Here is an 18,553-nt window from a genome sequence, read left to right as displayed (position 1 = left end):
AGTATCCATGACTGACAAATACGACGTCCTGGTAATCGGAAGCGGCCCCGGCGGCTACGTCGCCGCTATCCGCGCCGCTCAGCACGGACTCCGCACCGCGGTGATCGAACGGGACCGCCTCGGCGGTATCTGCCTCAACTGGGGTTGCATCCCCACCAAGGCACTCCTTCACGGCGCCGACGTGGCGCATACGCTGGCAAATCTGCGTCCGCTCGGATTCTCCACCAGTGGTGTGGAATTCGATATGGCACAACTGGTCGAATTCAGCCGTGGGGTGTCGGGTCGGTTGTCCGACGGCATCGGATATCTGATGAAGAAGAACGGTATCGACATGATCACCGGCACCGCACGCCTGACCGGAAAGGGCGTCGTGGGGGTCCGGGAGAGCGCGGACTCGGCGTCGCCGCTCACCGAGTACCGGGCCGACCACATCATCCTGGCCACGGGTGCGCGCCCGCGGTCGGTGCCCGGGGTGACACCGGACGGCGATCGGGTCTGGACCTACTTCGACGCACTGGTTCCCCAGGACCTTCCGAAGTCGTTGCTGGTCATCGGGTCCGGTGCCATCGGCGTCGAGTTCGCCAGCCTCTACCACGATCTGGGCAGCGAGGTCACGCTCGTAGAGCTGGCACCGCAGATCATGCCCGTCGAGGACGCCGCGGTGGCCGGCCACGTGCGCCGGCAGTTCGAGAAGCGCGGGATCGAGATCCACACCGGTGCCTCGGTATCCGAACTCACGGTCGGCGCGGACTCCGTCGCTGTGACGGTGAGATCGGCGGACGGAACCCTCGAGCAGCGTGTCGTGGAGCGGGTTCTCGTCGCAGCCGGCATCCAGGGCAACGTCGAGGATTTGGGACTCGAGGACCTCGGCGTCGAGGTCGACCGCGGCTTCGTCACCACCGACCAGTGGTGCCGCACGACCGCATTCGGGGTCTATGCCATCGGCGACGTCGCCGGCGCCCCGTGCCTCGCTCACAAGGCCGGCCACGAAGGTGTGCTGTGTGTCGACAAGCTGGCGGGTGACCCGCACGTGACACCGCTGGACAAGGACTATGTCCCCGGATGCACGTACGCCCGGCCCCAGGTCGCCAGCCTCGGCCTCACCGAGGACCAGGCGCGGGCGACCGGTCGTTCCCTGCAGATCGGGCAGTTCGATCTGCAGGCCTCCGGCAAGGCGCTCGCCATCGGTGAAGCGGACGGGTTCGTCAAGACCATCTTCGACGCCGACAGCGGGGAACTACTGGGCGCCCACATGGTCGGTCCCGATGTCACCGAGCAGATCCAGGGCTTCGGCATCGCCCGATCCCTGGAGGCCACCGGTGACGATCTCGCGGAAGTGATCTTCGCGCACCCCACGCTGTCCGAGGCCATGCACGAATCTGTCCTGGCCGCGCTGGGTCGCCCGATCAACATGTAGCAATCCCGCCGAACCGTGGTCACCCTCCGGCACCACGGTTCGGCGGAATTACCCCCAGGAATCGACACGTGACTGCCACACCGAGACCATCGTCCGACGCCACGCAGGCCCCGCCCGGCCGCAAGCTGCTCCGCCTCGAGATCCGGAATGCGGAGACTCCGATCGAACGCAAACCGAACTGGATCAAGACGAGAGCGAAGATGGGCCCGGAATACTCCGAGCTCAAAAGCCTCGTCAAACGTGAGGGTTTGCACACCGTCTGCGAAGAAGCCGGCTGCCCCAACATCTACGAATGCTGGGAAGACCGCGAAGCGACCTTCCTCATCGGCGGGCAGCAATGCACCCGCCGCTGCGACTTCTGCCAGATCGACACCGGCAAGCCCGACGACCTCGACCGCGACGAACCCCGCCGCGTCGCCGAGTCCGTCCAGGCGATGGGACTGCGCTACTCCACCATCACCGGCGTCGCCCGCGACGACCTCCCCGACGGCGGCGCCTGGCTCTACGCCGAAACCGTCCGCCTGATCCACCAGCTGGGCCCCGGCACCGGCGTCGAACTGCTCATCCCCGACTTTGGCGCCAAGCCCGACCAGCTCGCCGAGGTGTTCTCCACCCGCCCCGAGGTGCTCGCCCACAACGTCGAAACCGTCCCCCGCATCTTCAAACGGATCCGACCCGCGTTCCGCTACCAGCGCAGCCTCGACGTGATCACCGCCGCCCGCGAAGACAACCTCGTCACCAAGTCCAACCTCATCCTCGGCATGGGCGAAACCCCCGACGAGGTCACCCAGGCGTTGCACGACCTGCACGACGCCGGCTGCGACATCATCACCATCACCCAGTACCTGCGCCCCTCCCCCCGCCACCACCCCGTCGAACGGTGGGTCAAGCCCGAGGAATTCGTCGAGCACTCCACCACCGCCGAGGAAATCGGCTTCGCCGGCGTCATGGCCGGACCCCTCGTCCGCTCCTCCTACCGCGCCGGCCGCCTCTACGCACAGGCGATGGCCCACCACGGCCGCGAACTCGCGGACCCTCTCACTCACCTCGCAGCCGTCCGACCCGACAGGAGTGTCAGCCCTTGATCAACGATTCCGTCATCGAAGACGCACAGGTCATCGAATTCGCCCGTCGCTGGCTGCCGTACGGCGGTGGCACCACCGGTGATCTCCTCGTCGAATTCGGTATGACACCCGCGTGCTATGTGGCCCGGCTCCGCAAGATCCTCGCCGGACCGGCCGGTCAGTGCCTCGACCCGCAACTGCGCGCCGACCTGGGCCGGTTCGTCGCCGTGCGATCGGCGAGGAATTAGACACCGGGAAGGTTCGTCACCCGACGACGTGCACGTCGACACCGTCCACGAACCGATACGGATGGGTGGACAGAACGGGGCCGAGACTCTTCCGGAGACGGGAGAGCTCGGCGCGAACGGCCACCACGTGGTCGCGGTCACCGAACAGCGCCACACTCAGTGACGCGGCATCGATTCCAGCGGAACCTGTTTCGGTCAACAGTCGCAGGATCTGCGCGTGGCGGGGTGAGAGCGCTCGGGTCCAGCTGGTGTCGCCTCGCACCGTGGCTCGCGGGGTGTCACCGAGGTCGAGTTCCACTGCGATGGCCGTCGGCCTGCCTCCGCGTCGCACCAGCCAGCCGTCACCGAGCGGTTCCGGCATGCACAGCCCCAACCCGGGCACGAGCAGTGGCGTGCCCGGGCACGGCGGTGACACCCGGTCGGGAACGGTGAGCCCGCGGGCGTCGGCGACCCAGCCGTGCCGGTCGACCACGAGCGCCGGACCGGCGGTCGCCCCGAGCGCCGGTGCCGCATAACCGCGGAGCTTCCCGAGAGTGATCGTGTGTTCCTGCCACAGTGTGGCCTCGGCCAACCGGACCGCCGTCTGCACCAGTGCCACCGTCGTCGGATGAACCGACATCGCCGAGCCACTGATGTCGACGACGCCGAGCACCTCGCCGCTGCGCGGATCGTGCACCGGAGACCCGGTACACGACCACCCGCAGTGCGACCGTGCGTAGTGCTCCGCCGAGAACAGCTGCACGGGAGCATCTTCCACCAACGCTGTTCCGATGGAGTTCGTGCCCACCGACCTCTCGGACCACCGGGCGCCCTCCATGAACCAAAGCGCGTCGGCGGCCTTTCGCACGCCGCGTGACCCTTCGCGCCACAGCACCACCCCGTCGGCGTCCGCGATCACCACGATGAAGTTCGCGTCTTCCGCCACCTGGGTCAACGTGTCGCGAAGCTCGGGAAGGACCGATCGCAGGGCAGTTCGCGTCCGCCGGGCCTCGACCTCGGCATAGTCGGCGAGCACCACGTCCTCGCAGCGGTCGGGGCTGACCCCGTCCGCTTGTAACCGCGACCACGATCGGCCGACCACGTCGCGCGGCTGCGCGGGCGGTTGCCGTCCCGACAGCACGGCATCGTGCACTTGACTCAACAACCTCGCGTGCCGGGGCAGATCGACGCCCGAGCCGACGGCGGGAAGGCGGTGCCGAACCGAACCGGTAGTACTCACCCGGCCGAGCCTACCGGGGATGTGAGTGCTCGACCAGAGCCAGGCTCCAACCATTTCGATTGGGGGCGAACGCAATCGACAGCGGTCGGGACCACAGTGCAACCGAGTGCAACCCTTGAATCCCCGCCCTCGTGACGCTTGGCTCTCCTGTGAGGACCGTCACAATGGACAGGAGCTAGGGATGAGCATCAAGGGCAAAGTCGCGTTGATCACCGGCGCGGGCCAGGGCATCGGACGCGCGATCGCGTTGCGATTGGCGTCGGACGGCGCCGACATCTCGCTCGTCGACGTCAACGGCGACCGGGTCGATGCGGTGGCCGACGAGGTCCGGGCCGCGGGCGCGAAGGCGATCTCACTGGTCGCCGACGTGACGGACCGCGATCAGGTGCAGTCCGCCGTCGACCGGACCGAGCGCGAACTGGGCGGATTCGACATCATCGTCAACAACGCGGGAATCGCCCAGGTCAACCCGATCGCCGACGTCACACCGGAGGAGGTCTCGCGCATCCTCGCCGTGAACGTCGAAGGCGTGCTGTGGGGAATCCAAGTCGGGGCAGCCAAGTTTCGAGCACGGGGGCATGGTGGAAAGATCATCAACGCGTCGTCGATCGCCGGCCACGAGGGATTCCCGATGCTCGGCGTGTATTCGTCGACCAAGTTCGCGGTCCGCGGACTCACCCAGGCCGCGGCGAAGGAGTACGCGTCCGACGGCATCACCGTCAACGCCTACTGCCCCGGCGTCGTCGGCACCGACATGTGGGTCACCATCGACGAGCGGTTCTCGACCCTCACCGGCGCACCGAAGGGCGCCACGTTCGAGAAGTTCGTCGGCGGCATCGCCCTCGGACGCGCGCAGACACCCGAGGACGTCGCCGCGTACGTCTCGTATCTTGCCGGGCCGGATTCCGACTACATGACCGGGCAGGCGGGACTGATCGACGGCGGCCTGGTGTACCGATAGGCCACCACTCGCAGCGGGGTTTCACGCCCGGATTCGCGGGTAGACGGACGTAGGGTGATGCGACAGCGCGTCCGGGGATGAAAGGGGCAGCCGTGGACGTCGACGACCTGGTGGAGCGCACCGCTCGGTTGCGGTTCGATCTGCAAGCACTCGAAAACCGCATCAAGGAGTTGACCGACGCGTTCGACACACTCGACCGCACCACCGACGGCGCTTCGAAGGAACAGGTGATCGACAGCCTCAGCGATGCCCGGCTCGACCTGAGCACTGCGGACAGGCACCTCGAGACCGCAGTGCGAAACGCCGAGAGGCTGTCGACCACCTGAACCCTGCGTCGGACGACGGGCTCGTCATGTCGTCGACCCCCGCGCACCCCAGACAACCCGATCCCACCAACTGCTGAGCGGACTGGGATCCGGCCACCGGATGGGCTCGTCCTCGCGCAGTTCCGTAACGCGACGTTGCGCACTCTGATTCGATGATCCGCCTTCTTCTCGACGCACAGCACTGCACCTCCCGAATTCCTGCGCGCCCGTCACGGCGGCGGGCGCGGCCCACTGTGCATCCGGAATTTAGCACCGCCGCGTCCGAACGACCAGCTCTCCGACGCAGTAACCATTCGATAGCGACCGTCCAGGTTTCGGCGAGCACCATCGAAACTGGCACTCACAGCCGCCGAGTGCTAAATTTCTGCTGCACAGTGGTGGATGCGCTCGCCGAGGTGGCGGGCCATTTTGACGATCACGGGAGGTGTGTTGCGGTGCTGCGTTCCGATCGACTCGCCGAGGCTCGGCCGATGACCCGATCTTTGCTGGAAGTCCACAACGGATCGTCGCGACACAATCCCGACAGCTCCCCGGCACGACTCCCCCGGCTCGCCAGACCACAGCACCTGCAGGGCGAACACTGGAGCGACATCTCGGTCATGCTGGGAGCACTGTCGATAGTGATGTTCTGGATGTTCGGATTCGGCATCGTTCTCGGCGTCTGCGCCATCGCTGCCGGCATCGCCGCCAACCGACACCCTGCCGTCGAAGGAAGCGAGCCCAAGTCTCTGGAAGCACTGCTGGGCATTCTCACCGGCGCTTTCGGAATCGCCGCCGGCACAGTCTTTCTCACCGCGGCGCTCCCACACCTCTGACATACGCCACAAATCTGGCCCGACACCCGGCGAGGATCAACTCGCGGGTGCCGGGCCAGATGACGGTTGATCGGCCGAGGCCGATCAACCATGATCAGTCGAGGTCGAACCGGTCGAGGTTCATCACCTTGTTCCAGGCAGATACGAAGTCCTGCACGAACTTCTGCTGCGCGTCGTCGGTGGCATACACCTCGGCGAGAGCGCGCAGTTGCGAGTTCGAACCGAAGACGAGATCGACGGCGGTGGCGGTCCACTTGGCGTCACCCGTGACACGGTCGGTGCCTTCGTAGACGTTCTCCGCCGAGGCCGAGCCCTTCCACTGCGTACCCATGTCGAGGAGGTTGACGAAGAAGTCGTTCGTCAACGCCTCGGGCCGGTCGGTGAAGACGCCGTGCTTCGTCTGACCGAAGTTGGCGTTCAGTGCACGCAGGCCGCCGACGAGAACCGTCATTTCCGGAGCGGTCAGGTTCAACATGTAGGCCCGGTCGACCAGAAGTGCCTCGGCAGGCAACTTCTCCCCCTCTCGGAGGTAGTTGCGGAACCCGTCGGCCCTCGGCTCGAGTACGGCGAACGACTCCACATCGGTCTGCTCCTGTGTGGCGTCGGTACGACCCGGCGTGAACGGGACCGTGATGTCGTGGCCGGCGTTCTTCGCCGCCTTCTCGACCGCCGCGGCGCCGGCCAGCACGATCAGATCCGCGAGCGAGACCTTCACCCCGCCGGACTGCGACGAGTTGAAGTCCTGCTGGATCTGTTCGAGGGTCTGCAGGACCGTGGCCAGCTCGGTGGGGTTGTTGATCTCCCAATCCTTCTGCGGCGCAAGCCGGATTCGCGCCCCGTTGGCGCCGCCGCGCATGTCGGTGCTGCGGTGGGTGGCTGCCGACGCCCAGGCGGTCGACACGAGCTGGGAGATGGACAGACCCGAGTCGAGGATCTTGCCCTTGAGCGCGGCGATCTCGCTGTCACCGATCAGCTGGTGATCGACTGCGGGGACCGGGTCCTGCCACAGCTGCGCCTCCGGAACCCACGGGCCGAGGTAGCGCGTGACGGGCCCCATGTCGCGGTGCAGCAGCTTGTACCACGCCTTGGCGAACTCCTCGGCGAACTCCTCCGGGTGATCGAGCCAACGCCGGGTGATCTTCTCGTAGGCCGGGTCGACGCGCAGGGAGAGGTCCGTGGTCAGCATCGTGGGGGCACGCCCCGCCGACGAATCGAACGGGTCAGGGATCGTGCCCGCGCCCGCGCCGTCCTTGGCGGTCCACTGCCAGGCACCCGCGGGACTCTTGGTCAGCTCCCACTCGTAGCCGTACAGGACTTCGAGGAAGCTGTTGTCCCACTTCGTCGGTGTGGGGGTCCACACGACCTCGAGACCACTGGTGATCGCGTCCTTGCCCACGCCGGTGCCGTAAGCACTCTTCCAGCCCAGGCCCTGCTGCTCGATCGGGGCGCCTTCCGGTTCCGGACCGACCAGGTCGGCGTCGCCTGCGCCGTGGGTCTTGCCGAAGGTGTGGCCGCCTGCGATCAGCGCGGCGGTCTCCACGTCGTTCATCGCCATGCGGCCGAACGTCTCCCGGATGTCGCGGGCGGCTGCCAGCGGATCCGGCTGGCCATTGGGGCCCTCCGGGTTCACGTAGATGAGACCCATCTGCACGGCCCCGAGCGGACCCGAGAGTTCGCGATCGCCGCTGTAGCGCTCGTCGCCCAGCCAGGTGTCCTCGGGACCCCAGTACATCTCCTCGGGCTCCCAGATGTCCTCGCGGCCGAATCCGAACCCGAAGGTCTTGAACCCCATCGACTCCAGGGCACAGTTTCCGGCGAAGACGAGGAGGTCCGCCCACGAGATCTGCTTGCCGTACTTCTGCTTCACCGGCCAGAGCAGCCGGCGAGCCTTGTCGAGGCTCGCGTTGTCGGGCCAGCTGTTGAGGGGGGCGAAACGCTGGGCGCCCTGACCGCCACCGCCGCGACCGTCCGCGATGCGGTAGGTGCCGGCGGCGTGCCAGCTCATCCGGATGAAGAGGCCGCCGTAGTGGCCGTAGTCGGCGGGCCACCAGTCCTGCGAGGTCGTCATGAGATCGATGACGTCACGCTTGAGTGCCTCGACGTCGAGCTTGGCGAACTCTTCGGCGTAGTCGAAGTCCGCGCCCATCGGGTTCGACTTCGACGTGTGGGCGTGCAGCACCGACAGCTCCGGCTGGTTCGGCCACCAGTCGCGGTTCGTCCTCGGGCGGTTCGCCGCCGGAGTGGGAGACGGGATTACGGGGTTTTCACTTTCACTGGTGCTCTGAGTGTTTCCCTCATGAGCGACCGGGCAGCTATCGGACACAACATTCCTTCCGGGAGAGACCAAATTGGGCTGTGGTCATGGGTTCGATCGAGAAGTCTGTGATGTCGAGCAGTCGGGGCACAGACCCCAGTAGATGACCTCGGCCTCCTCGACGAGGAAACCGTTGTCGTCGGACGCGGTCAGGCAGGGCGCCTCGCCGACGGCACAGTCGACGTCCGCAATGACCCCACACGACCGGCAGATGACGTGGTGGTGATTGTCTCCGACCCGCGACTCGTACCGAGCAACGGAGCCGGGCGGCTGAATCCGCCGCACCAATCCCACAGCGGTCACTGCGTGCAGCACGTCGTACACGGCCTGCCGGGACACCCCTTCCAGAACGGTGCGCACCGCTCCGAAAATCGTCTCCGTATCGGCATGTGGACGCGCGTGCACGGCCTCCAACACCGCGACCCGCGGGCGGGTCACGCGAAGCTCAGCCCCGCGCAGCAGCGCTGCGTAATCCGGCATCGACGGCACCCACCCACTATGACTTACTTTTCTGGACTCAGCCAAGACTTTGCGGAAACATTTTGCCGTGACTTCGAATCACGCATATATGGCCCGGTGGCCGACCGCTGCTCCGGCAAACCCTTCAGGGAAGCTCGAAGGTGACGACGACCGTGGGCACCGAATCCGGCGACGACAGTCCGATCGTGCCGCCCGACGGCACGAGGGAGAGTCCGCCCCCGCCGCCGCCCGGTGGCTCGTCCGCCTCGCCGGTGCCACCGATGCGTCCCCCGGCGGCGCCCCCACCACCGCCGTACCAGCCGGCCCCACCTCCACCCCCGGCCCCGATCCCGTCACCGACGGCCGCCGGAAGCGTCGCCCCGGAACTTCCTGCGCTGCCGCCGTATCCGGGACCACCGGCAAGCCCCGCCGGGCTCGACCCGTCGGATCCGAACACTCCCTGTCCGCCGCCCTGCGCGAACGAGCCGTAGCCCGACGGTGTCGCCCCGCCGCGCGCACCGCCTCCCGGCGCTCCCGCATCGCCGCCGGGCGACACCATCCCGCTCGCGGTCGACGCGCCGCCGCCTCCTCCGGCCGCGATGACCAGCGGCAGTTCGATTCGATGCGGAACCAGCATGCTCGACCTTCCGGTATCGAGGACGACGGCCGAAAGACCTCCCCCGTCAGCGCCGTTGACGCTCGGCGGAGTGGTGTTGCGGCGCCAGTCGGTGGTGCCGCCGCTGCCCCCGCCGCCCTCGACCTGCGTCAGAGCGTCCGACCCGCCGCCGTGCCCGTTCTCGCCGACCCGGACGTACACCGTCGATCCCGGAACGAGCCACGCGTCACCACCGGCTACCGCTCCCCGGCGATGACGACGACGGCCAGGAACGGACGCGGAAGCACCACCCCCGGTCTGATCATGTCTCCCGCAACGGGGGTCACCGCGGCGACCAGGCCACACAGCAGGACCCACCCCGGCGGCACGAAGCCGTCGCGTTGCGCGACAGCCGCACCGGCGATGGCAACGACGGCGATATGCGCGAACACCGGCACAGCGAGCGGGTAGTCGTACTCACTCTCCGCCACGCGTCGACGAAAAAATGCCGTCACCTGCACACGACCAGCGTAGGCGAAGACCCACCCGCAGCGCGTCCTCTCCGGAGCGGAGACACCCTCCGCCCACGGTAGGAGACGAGAACGCGACCGTGGCACGGCGAAACCGCTGCCGCGAATCCGTAGCGTTGCCGTCATCAACGGAACTACGGAGGTGGCCGAGATGTCGTGGAACGGTTCCGTGCACGCCGGGCGGTGCTGGAAGAGATACTGGCGCGGGCGCACGCCGACCCCGCACTGGCGTTGCGGTTCGACGAAGTGCCCGGCGCGATAGAGCTTTTCGGCTCGGCCGACAACATCCTGCTCTCACTTCAGCACCGGTGGAGCAATCACCTCGCGGCCCGCCTCGACCAGGCGGTCGAGGACGGCACTCCTGTGAATTCGACGTGGAAAGCGCTGGCCGCCGAGCAACCGGCGTTGCGCGCGCTCCTCGACACCGCGGCCGCGTCTTCCCTGCCGTTGCGCGGGTCTCAGCGCGCGGAGCAGCGGATGATCGAGGCCCACCACACCGGACGCCTGTCCGGCCACGGGATCGAGCAGCGACCGATCGGCGCGCGAACGCCGACGACGACCCCCGCGTGACAGACGGACAGCTGGCCTCGGGATTTCGCTAAGGGTGCGCGAAGGCCGCCTCGAACGCGTCGAGCGCGTCGTCCGGATCGTTCTTCGCCCACCCTTCGAGTCCCACGACGCCGGTGTAGCCGATGTCGCGGAGGGCGGCGGCGACAGCCGGGTAGTGGATTTCGCCGGTTCCGGGTTCGCAGCGTCCGGGGACGTCGGCGACCTGGATCTCCCCTATGTAGGGCAGCGCCTTTCGGACGAGTTCGATGAGGTTCCCCTCGCCGATCTGGGCGTGATAGAGATCGAGATTCATGCGTAGGTGCGGGCTGTCGACCGCCTGGACGAGAGCGAGAGTGTCGGCCGCGGTCGCGAACGGGGTACCGGGATGATCGACGGCGAGGTTGAGGTTCTCGAGCGTGAACACCCGCCCCGCCTGTTCACCGAGTTCGGCGACCTTCCGCAGAGTGTCGGCGGCGGTGAGCCACATTGCGGGCGTGACCGTTTCGACCGGCCAGACGGGCAGGCCCCGGTTGTCGAGTCCGGTTCCGTGCAGGTTCAACCGCGGGCAGTCGAGCCGTTTCGCGACGTCGAGGGACTGCTGCGCCGTGGTGAGCAGGGCCTCGATGCCGTCGGGTTCGGTGAGGTTGCCCTCCAGATAGCCCGTCATCGAGGAGAATTCGGCGCCGACAGCGGCGAGAGCGTCGATGTCCTTGGTGGACCAGTCCCAGATCTCGACCTGGAGTCCGCGTTCGGCGATGCGGTGCACGCGGTCCAGGAACGGCAGGTCGAGGTAGAGCATTTCGGCGCTGGCGGCGAGCGTGTACGTGGCCATCGGGTGTCACCCGTCCAGGTCGACGGCGGAGCCGGTCTCGACGCTGCGGATGGCGGCGAGTGCGATCGACAGCGCGGTGCGGGCGTCCTGGCCTGTGACGACGGCCGGTGTGTGGGTGCGGATCGCGTCGACGAAGGCGGTCAGTTCCCCCACGTACGCGGAGTGCAGGAGGTCGGTGTCGCGGCGCGCGGTGTCGGCGTGCAGCCCGTCGGGGCCGTAATAGGTCATGTCGGTGCTGAGCCCACTGCCAGCGGTGACCATGCCGCCGGAGCCGAATACCTCGCCGCGCACGTCGTATCCGTACAGCGCGCTGAAGCTCGCCTCCGCCGTGGCGATGGCACCGTTGTCGAATTGGACGGTCACCACTGCGGTGTCGAGGTGGCCCGCGCCCTTGGCGTCCGGTCGCACCAGGGCGTCGGCGACCGCGTGCACCCGCACAGGGCGTGCGCCGGGGTTGAGGAAGCAGAGCGTATCGAAGTCGTGAATGAGCGTTTCGAGGAAGATCGTCCACTGCGGAACGCGTGCCGGATCAGCGGTGTACGGCCCGGGATCGCGGGTCAGCGAACGTAGCAACTGCGGGGTTCCGACCTTCTGCGCGTCGATCGCGGCGCGCGCGGCGGCGAATCCGGGAGCGAATCGGCGATTGAACCCGACCTGCAGGACGATGCCGGCGTCGGCGGCCGCCGCGATGGCGCGGTCGGCGTCGGCGAGGGTCACTGCCATCGGCTTCTCGACGAACACGTGCTTGCCGGCGGCCGCGGCCGCGACGACCAGGTCCGTATGACTCCGCGCGGGGGCGGTGATCAGCACCGCATCGACCTCGTCGCTGGTGAGGACGTCGTCGACGGTCGTGGTGGCGAGCGGCGCCCCCAACGCCGTGGCGAGACGCTGCGCGGACTCGCCGACCGGGTCGCTGACCGCGACGAGCGACGCCCCGGGAACCAGACGGGCCACGATCTCCGCGTGATTCGAGCCGATGCGCCCGGCACCGATCAACGCGATGCGTACCGGGTGGGAAGCGGGCGCCGTCGAGTGGACGGTTGCGGCTTCGGTGAGTGACATGGGTGCGCTCCAGTGCAGTGGAAGGGGAGGTCGAGGCGAACTAGTACGTTCTAGTTCTAGACCGTAGAACTCGTGCGATCATTGGTCAAGAGCAGCTTCGAGCGAAACGGCACGGGGCCCGGAAGACAGGAGCCGTGCACGTGGTCGAACCGGTGGCGGGATCGACCGGTGGCGCTCGTCCGACAATGGGCGACGTCGCGCGCGCAGCAGGAGTCTCCACAGCGCTCGTCTCGATCGTGATGCGCGGCGTTCCCGGCGCCAGCGAGGCCACTCGCAGGCGCGTGCTCGACATCGCCGACGAGATGGGCTACGTGCCGGATCGGCGCGCACAAAAGTTACGCCAGGCCAGTTCCCGGCTGCTCGGCGTCGTCTTCGAACTGCAGCAGCCGTTCCACGGCGACCTCGTCGAACAGATCTACGCCGCGGCCACCCGCCGGGGATACGACGTGATGCTCAGCGCGGTCGCCCCGAGCCGTGCCGAGAAGGTCGCCGTCCAGGCGCTCATGCGGGAGCGCTGCGAGGCCGCGATCCTCCTCGGCACCCGGTTCGACACCGATGCGCTCGGCGCCCTGGCCGATCGCGTGCCCACCCTCGTCGTGGCGCGCGCAAGCGGCCTGCCCGGAGTCGGTGCCGTGCGGGGCGACGACGTCGCCGGAATCACCCTGGCCGTCGACCATCTCACCGAACTCGGGCACCGGAACATCGCCCACATCGACGGCGCCGACGCGCCCGGCGGTGCCGACCGGCGGGCCGGTTTCCTGGCCGCGATGCACCGGCACGGACTGTCGGCTTCGGCAACGGTCGTGGCGGGCGGCACGACGGAAACCGAAGGCGCAGAAGGCATGCACAAACTTCTGGAACTGCCCACTCCCCCGACCGCCGTCGTCGCCTTCAACGACCGATGCGCCACCGGCGTGCTCGACCTACTGGTCCGCCGCGGCCGGGACGTGCCCGCGGACATCTCCGTCGTGGGCTACGACGACTCCCGCCTGGCGCGGATTCCGCACGTGCAGATGACGACGATCTCGCAGGACGCCACACACATGGCCGAAGCCGCCGTCGACGGAGCGCTGGCTCAGATCGCCGGCGACAAGGCGGTCGACCTCGTGCTCGCGCCGCACCTCGTTCGCCGCGCGACCACCGGCCCTGTCGCACACCACGACTGAGGTCAGGAGCCTGCGAATGTGTCGAGATTGCGACCGATGAGCATCAGAGTGGGCCCAAGCGGGCCCTGAGCAGGCAGAACTCATTGCCTTCGGGGTCGGCCAGGACGTGCCACTGCTCCTGCCCTGTCTGGCCGATGTCGGCCGGGCGCGCACCGAGCTTCAGAAGGCGGTCGAGCTCGGCGTCCTGATCGCGGTCGGTGGCGTTGACGTCGATGTGCAGCCGGGATTTCCCCTTCTCCGGCTCATCCCTGCGGCTGAGGATGATCGTCGGCTGCGGACCGCCGAACCCTTCACGCGGTCCGATCTCCACCGAGCCGTCGTCCTCGCGATCGAGCACGACGAGGTCGAGGACCTCGCACCAGAACCGCGCCAGCACCTCAGGGTCGCGGCAGCCGAGCACGAGCTCACTGATACGACATGCCATTAGCGACACCTGCTCTCAGCACGGCCGTCGGCCATGCGGTAGGGAAACCGACTTCGAGACACGACAGAGATCTGCCGGATACTAGGCCGACGACCAGACACCGAGTTCGTTGCCACTCGGATCGGTGAAGTGGAAGCGGCGCCCGCCGGGAAAGTCGTACGGGCCGTTGACGACGGTGCCGCCGGCCGCCCACACCGCATCCACCGACGCGTCGAGATCCACCGAGTACAGCAGCACCAGCGGCCCGCCTGCCGGCTTCCGTTCCGGCACCTGCAGCAGGCCGCCGACCTCCTCTCCGTCCGCACCGACGATGCCCGCGTACTGCGGGCCGTAGGAGTTGAACTCCCAGCCGAATGCCGAGCGGTAGAACGCTTCCGCGTCCGCGAGGTCCGTGACCGACAACTCCACGTAGTTCAGTCGATGATGATCTGCGGCAGAACGTGACATGCCGGAACTCTAGCCGGAATCGGCTCCTCGATCAGGAGTTCGGTCGGCGAGAAGCATGTTCACGAAACCGCGGGTGCTCGCCGTCTGGGGTCGGCCGGCGACCTGGACGAGTGAAATGGTGCGTTCGACCGTCGGCTGCAGCGGTATGTGGACGAGACCGGCGAACGAGATCATGGGAAGCACGAGTTCGGGCACCGCGGTGACACCGAGCCCGGCCGCCGCCAATCCCGCTACCGCGCCGATGTTCTGCGCCTGCATGACGGGTCCGAGTTCGATGCGGGCGTCCTCGACGGCCCGGCGGACGGGCGCCGCGATGCTGCTCTCGGGTCCGAACGCGATGAACGGCTGTCCGGCGAGATCCGACCACCGGAGTACCGGCCGATCGGCGAACGGATGTGTCGGCGCGACGGCGCAATAGAAGGAGTCGCTCGTCAGAACGTCCTGTTGCAGGCCGGGCAGAATCCCCGAGGTGGTGACCAGGGCGAGGTCGACCGTGCCCGAGTACACGGCGTCGAGGACCTCCTGCCGCAGTCCGTCCCGGATCTGGAGGCGCACGTCGGGATGCTGCTCGCGGAAGCTCACCACGTACGGGGGAAGGAACGTGGCCGCGAGCGAGGGCAGGCATGCCACCGTCACGATTCCGCGGTCACCGGTGACGAATCGTTCGATCTGTGTGAGCCCGTCGTCGAAGTCGTGGAGCATCCGCCGGGCGTGCTCGATGATCTCGTGCCCGTGCGTGGTCAGCTCGACGCGGCGCGTGGTGCGTTCGAACAGCGTGACGTCGAGTCGGCGCTCGGCCTCGGCGACCGAGCGGCTCAGCGAGGACTGAGATACGTCGAGTGCGTGGGCCGCCGAGGTGAAGCTCGCGTAGTCGGCGATGGCGACGATGCTCCTCAGGTGAGAAATCCCGAGATTGATGCTCATGCGCATCAGTATGGCCGGTATTCATGCGCTGGATATTCATGACTTGAACTCATGAATCGATCATTCATTGATATTTGACGCGCAATTGTGAGGCGCGCGACACTGAGACTCCATTTCGAAGGAGGTCACATGGTTGCCGCGCTCGGGTTCGCCACGATCGCTTGTTTCCTGGCGCTGGCGTTCAGCCGCCGGGTCTCGGTGCTGGTCGCACTGATCCTCGTTCCCGTCGCGTTCGCGATCGTGGGCGGATGGGCACCCGACCTCGGGGAGATGGTGGGCGACGGTCTGCTGAAGGTCGCGCCCGTCGCCATCATGATCGCCTTCGCTGTCCTGTATTTCAGTCTGATGGTCGACGTGGGACTGTTCGACCCGGCGATCCGCCGGATCGTCCGGTGGGCAGGCGGCAATCCCACCAAGATCGCCGTCGGAACCGCGGTGCTGACCCTGCTCGTCGCGCTCGACGGCGACGGAACCTCGACCTTCCTGATCACCATCTCGGCGTTGCTACCCATCTACCAGAAGCTCGGGATGCGCCCGGTCGTCCTTACCGGCATCGTCTGCCTTGCCGCGGGACTGATGAACATGATTCCGTGGGGCGGCCCGACCGTCCGCGCCATGGCCGCGCTCGACCTGACCAGCGCCGACATCTTCACGCCGGTCCTGCCCGCGATGGGGGCCGGGGTCCTGTGGGTCCTGTTCGCCGCCTACATGATCGGCCGCGTGGAACGTAAACGGCTCGGCGTCACCGAACTGATATCTCCCGGCGGCGGTGGTCCCGGCACGCCGCACGTGTCCGACGCGCCGGTGCGCACCGGTCGCCAACGGGCGGTGATGGCGTTCAATACCGTGCTCACCCTCGTTCTGATCGTGATCCTGCTGTTCCAGCTCGTGCCGCTGGAGGTGGCATTCGCCATCGCATTCGCACTCGCGCTCGCCGTCAACCGCCCGAAGTGGGACGACCAGCAGGCCCTGTTCGCGAAGCACGGCGGCAACGTCACCATGGTGGTGGCGATGATCCTCGCGGCAGGCGTGCTCACCGGAATCCTCAACGGCACCGGGATGATCACCGCGATGGCGCAGACCTTCGTCTCCTGGATTCCGCAGTCCGCCGGCTCCCTGATCCCCGTCATCACCGCCGTCACGTCGATGCCGCTCAGCCTGGTCTTCACCCCGGACGCCTACTACTTCGGCGTCGTACCGGTGCTCGCGGAAACCACCGCATCGTTCGGAGGCGACCCCGCGGAGATCGGCCGCGCCGCCATCCTCGGCCAGATGACCACCGGATTCCCGCTCAGCCCGCTGACCGCCGCGACGTTCATCCTGATCGGACTGAGCAAGGTAGACCTCGGCAAACACCAGCGGTTCATCTTCGGCTGGGCCTTCGGAACCACGATCGTGATGACCGTCATGGCGCTGCTCACCGGTGCCATCTCGCTGTAATCGTCCGCGACACCACCTCGGGCCGGCCCACCCACCACACGTCGAACAGGCAAAGGACTTCGAGCCCGTGACACCATCGAGCACCCGCGGCAGCGCTTCGCGGAGCGTACGACTCGGCGCCGGATCCGGGTTCTCCGGGGATCGCATCGACCCCGCCGAGAAACTCGCCCGGCACGCCGACCTCGACTACCTGATCTTCGAATGCCTCGGCGAACGCACCGTTGCCGCCGGAAACTCTCGCCGACTCGAGAACCCGGACGAAGGATACGATCCGCTCCTCGGCGCACGCATGCGCGCGGTTCTCCCGCACACGCTCGCGTCCGGGACCACGGTGATCACCAATGCCGGTGCCGCGAACCCTCTCGCCGCTGCCGAATTGGTCTCCGGCATCGCGTCCCGGTCCGCCGACCGGCGGGTCCGCGTCGCTGCCGTCACGGGCGACGCGGTGCTCGAGCAGGTGCTGCGCCACGACCCCGTCGTGTGGGAGACCGGGAAACGCCTGTCGGAGCACGACGAGGAACTCGTCTCCGCGAACGCGTACATCGGCGCGGAGGCCGTGATCCCCGCGCTCGAACTGGACGCCGACGTCGTGGTCACCGGGCGTCTGGCCGATCCTTCCCTCTACGTCGCCCCACTCGCCCACCACTTCGGATGGGACCTGGCCGACCACGACACCATCGGCGCCGCAACCGCGATCGGGCACCTGCTCGAGTGCGCCGGACAACTCACGGGCGGGTACTACGCGGATCCCGTCACCAAACCGGTGAAGGGCATGGCCGATCTCGGCTTCCCGTTCGCCGACGTCCTCGCCGACGGATCGGCGACGTTCGGCAAACTCGACGGGTCCGGCGGCATACTCACCGAACGAACCTGCGCCGAGCAACTCCTGTACGAGGTGGGAGATCCCACCTCGTATCTCACGCCGGACGTGACCGCGGACTTCGGCAACGTGTCGTTCACCAATGTGGGACCCGACCGGGTCGCCATCACCGGTGCGACGGGGCGCCCCCGGCCGCAGCAGCTGAAGGTCACCCTCGGCTTCCGTGGCGGCTGGCTCGGTGAGGGGCAGATCAGTTACGCGGGCCCGCGCGCCCACCCCCGCGCCCGGCTCGCCGCGGACATCGTCACCGAACGACTCGTCGACGTGCACGGTTTCACCGAGGACGCCGTCTCCGTCGAATACATCGGCGCCGGTGCGGCTTTCCGCGGCCTCGACACGGACACCGATGCGCACGAGGTTCGACTGCGGGTGACCGCCCGCGCACGCACCCGCGAGGAAGCCGACCTCGTCGGCTGGGAGGTGGAAAGCCTGTACACCAACGGACCGGCCGGCGGGGGCGGCGCCCGGCGCTCGGCGACCGAGGTACTCGCGATCCGCTCGTGCACCCTCCCCCGCGACCTCGTGCCCACCCGGGTGCACCTCACGGAGGTGACGACATGACCACGCCCGCAACGGTTCAGAAGATAGACTCCCTCGCCGACGTTCGTGCCGGCGACAAGGGAGACACGCTCATCCTTGCCGTGCTGGCCCGGGACCACGCCGCCTACCGTTATCTCGCCCGGAGACTGACCGAGGACGTCGTCGCCGCCCACTACGGCGAGCTGATCACCGGTCCGGCCCGGCGCACCTGCCAGCCGAACCTGATGGCGATGGTGTTCGAGTTGCCGGGCGTCCTCGGCGGCGGCGTCACGGGTTCCCCCGCACTCGACGGACACGGCAAGACGCTGGGCTATCACCTGCTGAGCCTCGAAATTTGACGG

Annotated in this window: 21 protein-coding genes; 11 read left to right on the top strand and 10 right to left on the bottom strand. The window is 67.6% G+C overall.

What is annotated here, in order from left to right; translation table 11 throughout:
- Positions 1-7 precede the first annotated feature (7 nt).
- From lpdA to QM806_RS06850, 3 genes are all read left to right on the top strand, one after another.
- Positions 8-1,417 carry a dihydrolipoyl dehydrogenase gene (gene lpdA / locus QM806_RS06860; RefSeq protein WP_120659593.1) on the top strand — a complete coding sequence of 470 codons (1,410 nt, stop codon included), beginning with the start codon at positions 8-10 and terminating at the stop codon, positions 1,415-1,417.
- Positions 1,418-1,485: 68 nt separating this feature from the next.
- Entirely contained in the window at positions 1,486-2,502 is a 1,017-nt protein-coding gene (gene lipA, locus QM806_RS06855) for a lipoyl synthase (RefSeq protein WP_283290848.1), read from the top strand.
- Complete coding sequence (locus QM806_RS06850) at positions 2,499-2,729, top strand: DUF3263 domain-containing protein (protein ID WP_005258409.1); 231 nt, start codon at positions 2,499-2,501, stop codon at positions 2,727-2,729. Before lipA ends, QM806_RS06850 begins: the two co-directional genes overlap by 4 nt.
- A 16-nt stretch (positions 2,730-2,745) precedes the next feature.
- On the opposite strand, the gene QM806_RS06845 is transcribed toward QM806_RS06850, so the two are convergent.
- Positions 2,746-4,002 carry a GAF domain-containing protein gene (locus QM806_RS06845; RefSeq protein WP_502943837.1) on the bottom strand — a complete coding sequence of 419 codons (1,257 nt, stop codon included), beginning with the start codon at positions 4,000-4,002 and terminating at the stop codon, positions 2,746-2,748.
- Between the two features lie 127 nt (positions 4,003-4,129).
- On the opposite strand from QM806_RS06845, the gene QM806_RS06840 reads away from it, so the two are divergent.
- The 3 genes from QM806_RS06840 to QM806_RS06830 all read left to right on the top strand — a co-directional run bounded on the left by QM806_RS06840 (position 4,130) and on the right by QM806_RS06830 (position 6,050).
- On the top strand, positions 4,130-4,909 hold the full coding sequence (locus QM806_RS06840) for an acetoin reductase (protein ID WP_054248894.1): 780 nt from the start codon (positions 4,130-4,132) through the stop codon (positions 4,907-4,909).
- Between the two features lie 92 nt (positions 4,910-5,001).
- On the top strand, positions 5,002-5,235 hold the full coding sequence (locus QM806_RS06835; protein ID WP_005258415.1) for a hypothetical protein: 234 nt from the start codon (positions 5,002-5,004) through the stop codon (positions 5,233-5,235).
- 470 nt (positions 5,236-5,705) lie between these two features.
- Positions 5,706-6,050, top strand: a complete 345-nt coding sequence (locus QM806_RS06830; protein WP_052023954.1) for a hypothetical protein — start codon at positions 5,706-5,708, stop codon at positions 6,048-6,050.
- A 94-nt stretch (positions 6,051-6,144) separates the two neighbouring features.
- Here QM806_RS06830 and katG read toward each other — a convergent pair whose 3' ends face one another.
- From katG to QM806_RS06810, 4 genes are all read right to left on the bottom strand, one after another.
- Positions 6,145-8,373 (bottom strand): catalase/peroxidase HPI, encoded by a 2,229-nt coding sequence (gene katG, locus QM806_RS06825; RefSeq protein ID WP_265147086.1) that lies wholly within the window; start codon positions 8,371-8,373, stop codon positions 6,145-6,147.
- Positions 8,374-8,409: 36 nt separating this feature from the next.
- Positions 8,410-8,853, bottom strand: a complete 444-nt coding sequence (locus tag QM806_RS06820; RefSeq protein ID WP_005243590.1) for a Fur family transcriptional regulator — start codon at positions 8,851-8,853, stop codon at positions 8,410-8,412.
- A 115-nt stretch (positions 8,854-8,968) separates the two neighbouring features.
- Positions 8,969-9,640, bottom strand: coding sequence for a hypothetical protein (locus tag QM806_RS06815; RefSeq protein WP_283290841.1), 672 nt, complete (start codon positions 9,638-9,640; stop codon positions 8,969-8,971).
- A 35-nt stretch (positions 9,641-9,675) separates the two neighbouring features.
- The gene (locus QM806_RS06810; RefSeq protein WP_005574618.1) at positions 9,676-9,909 is read right to left on the bottom strand and encodes a hypothetical protein; all 234 of its coding nucleotides are present in this window, start codon (positions 9,907-9,909) and stop codon (positions 9,676-9,678) included.
- A 195-nt stretch (positions 9,910-10,104) separates the two neighbouring features.
- Here QM806_RS06810 and QM806_RS06805 point away from each other — a divergent pair, with 195 nt between their 5' ends.
- Positions 10,105-10,518: a hypothetical protein gene (locus tag QM806_RS06805; protein WP_169692834.1), complete on the top strand. Its 414-nt coding sequence runs from the start codon at positions 10,105-10,107 to the stop codon at positions 10,516-10,518.
- Positions 10,519-10,546: 28 nt separating this feature from the next.
- Here QM806_RS06805 and QM806_RS06800 read toward each other — a convergent pair whose 3' ends face one another.
- Together QM806_RS06800 and QM806_RS06795 are read right to left on the bottom strand one after the other, a co-directional pair.
- Complete coding sequence (locus QM806_RS06800; RefSeq protein WP_169692833.1) at positions 10,547-11,329, bottom strand: TIM barrel protein; 783 nt, start codon at positions 11,327-11,329, stop codon at positions 10,547-10,549.
- Between the two features lie 6 nt (positions 11,330-11,335).
- The gene (locus tag QM806_RS06795) at positions 11,336-12,391 is read right to left on the bottom strand and encodes a Gfo/Idh/MocA family oxidoreductase (RefSeq protein ID WP_005258433.1); all 1,056 of its coding nucleotides are present in this window, start codon (positions 12,389-12,391) and stop codon (positions 11,336-11,338) included.
- Between the two features lie 140 nt (positions 12,392-12,531).
- On the opposite strand from QM806_RS06795, the gene QM806_RS06790 reads away from it, so the two are divergent.
- Positions 12,532-13,557 (top strand): LacI family DNA-binding transcriptional regulator, encoded by a 1,026-nt coding sequence (locus QM806_RS06790; RefSeq protein WP_037204354.1) that lies wholly within the window; start codon positions 12,532-12,534, stop codon positions 13,555-13,557.
- 43 nt (positions 13,558-13,600) lie between these two features.
- Here QM806_RS06790 and QM806_RS06785 read toward each other — a convergent pair whose 3' ends face one another.
- From QM806_RS06785 to QM806_RS06775, 3 genes are all read right to left on the bottom strand, one after another.
- Positions 13,601-13,981 carry a VOC family protein gene (locus QM806_RS06785; RefSeq protein WP_283290839.1) on the bottom strand — a complete coding sequence of 127 codons (381 nt, stop codon included), beginning with the start codon at positions 13,979-13,981 and terminating at the stop codon, positions 13,601-13,603.
- Positions 13,982-14,062: 81 nt separating this feature from the next.
- Positions 14,063-14,428: a VOC family protein gene (locus QM806_RS06780; RefSeq protein WP_182623732.1), complete on the bottom strand. Its 366-nt coding sequence runs from the start codon at positions 14,426-14,428 to the stop codon at positions 14,063-14,065.
- Positions 14,429-14,437: 9 nt separating this feature from the next.
- A complete protein-coding gene (locus tag QM806_RS06775; protein ID WP_005258441.1) occupies positions 14,438-15,358 on the bottom strand; it encodes a LysR family transcriptional regulator in 921 nt (306 codons plus the stop codon).
- A 123-nt stretch (positions 15,359-15,481) separates the two neighbouring features.
- On the opposite strand from QM806_RS06775, the gene QM806_RS06770 reads away from it, so the two are divergent.
- From QM806_RS06770 to QM806_RS06760, 3 genes are all read left to right on the top strand, one after another.
- Entirely contained in the window at positions 15,482-16,792 is a 1,311-nt protein-coding gene (locus tag QM806_RS06770; RefSeq protein ID WP_005574611.1) for a CitMHS family transporter, read from the top strand.
- Between the two features lie 67 nt (positions 16,793-16,859).
- A complete protein-coding gene (locus QM806_RS06765; RefSeq protein ID WP_283290837.1) occupies positions 16,860-18,233 on the top strand; it encodes an acyclic terpene utilization AtuA family protein in 1,374 nt (457 codons plus the stop codon).
- A complete protein-coding gene (locus QM806_RS06760; protein ID WP_005574609.1) occupies positions 18,230-18,550 on the top strand; it encodes an AtuA-related protein in 321 nt (106 codons plus the stop codon). Before QM806_RS06765 ends, QM806_RS06760 begins: the two co-directional genes overlap by 4 nt.
- Positions 18,551-18,553: the final 3 nt, after the last annotated feature.

Origin of the sequence: Rhodococcus sp. IEGM 1351, assembly GCF_030056875.1 — a bacterium.
Classification (GTDB): Bacteria; Actinomycetota; Actinomycetes; order Mycobacteriales; family Mycobacteriaceae; genus Rhodococcus_F; species Rhodococcus_F opacus.
This window is presented reverse-complemented; position numbering and strand designations above follow the sequence as displayed.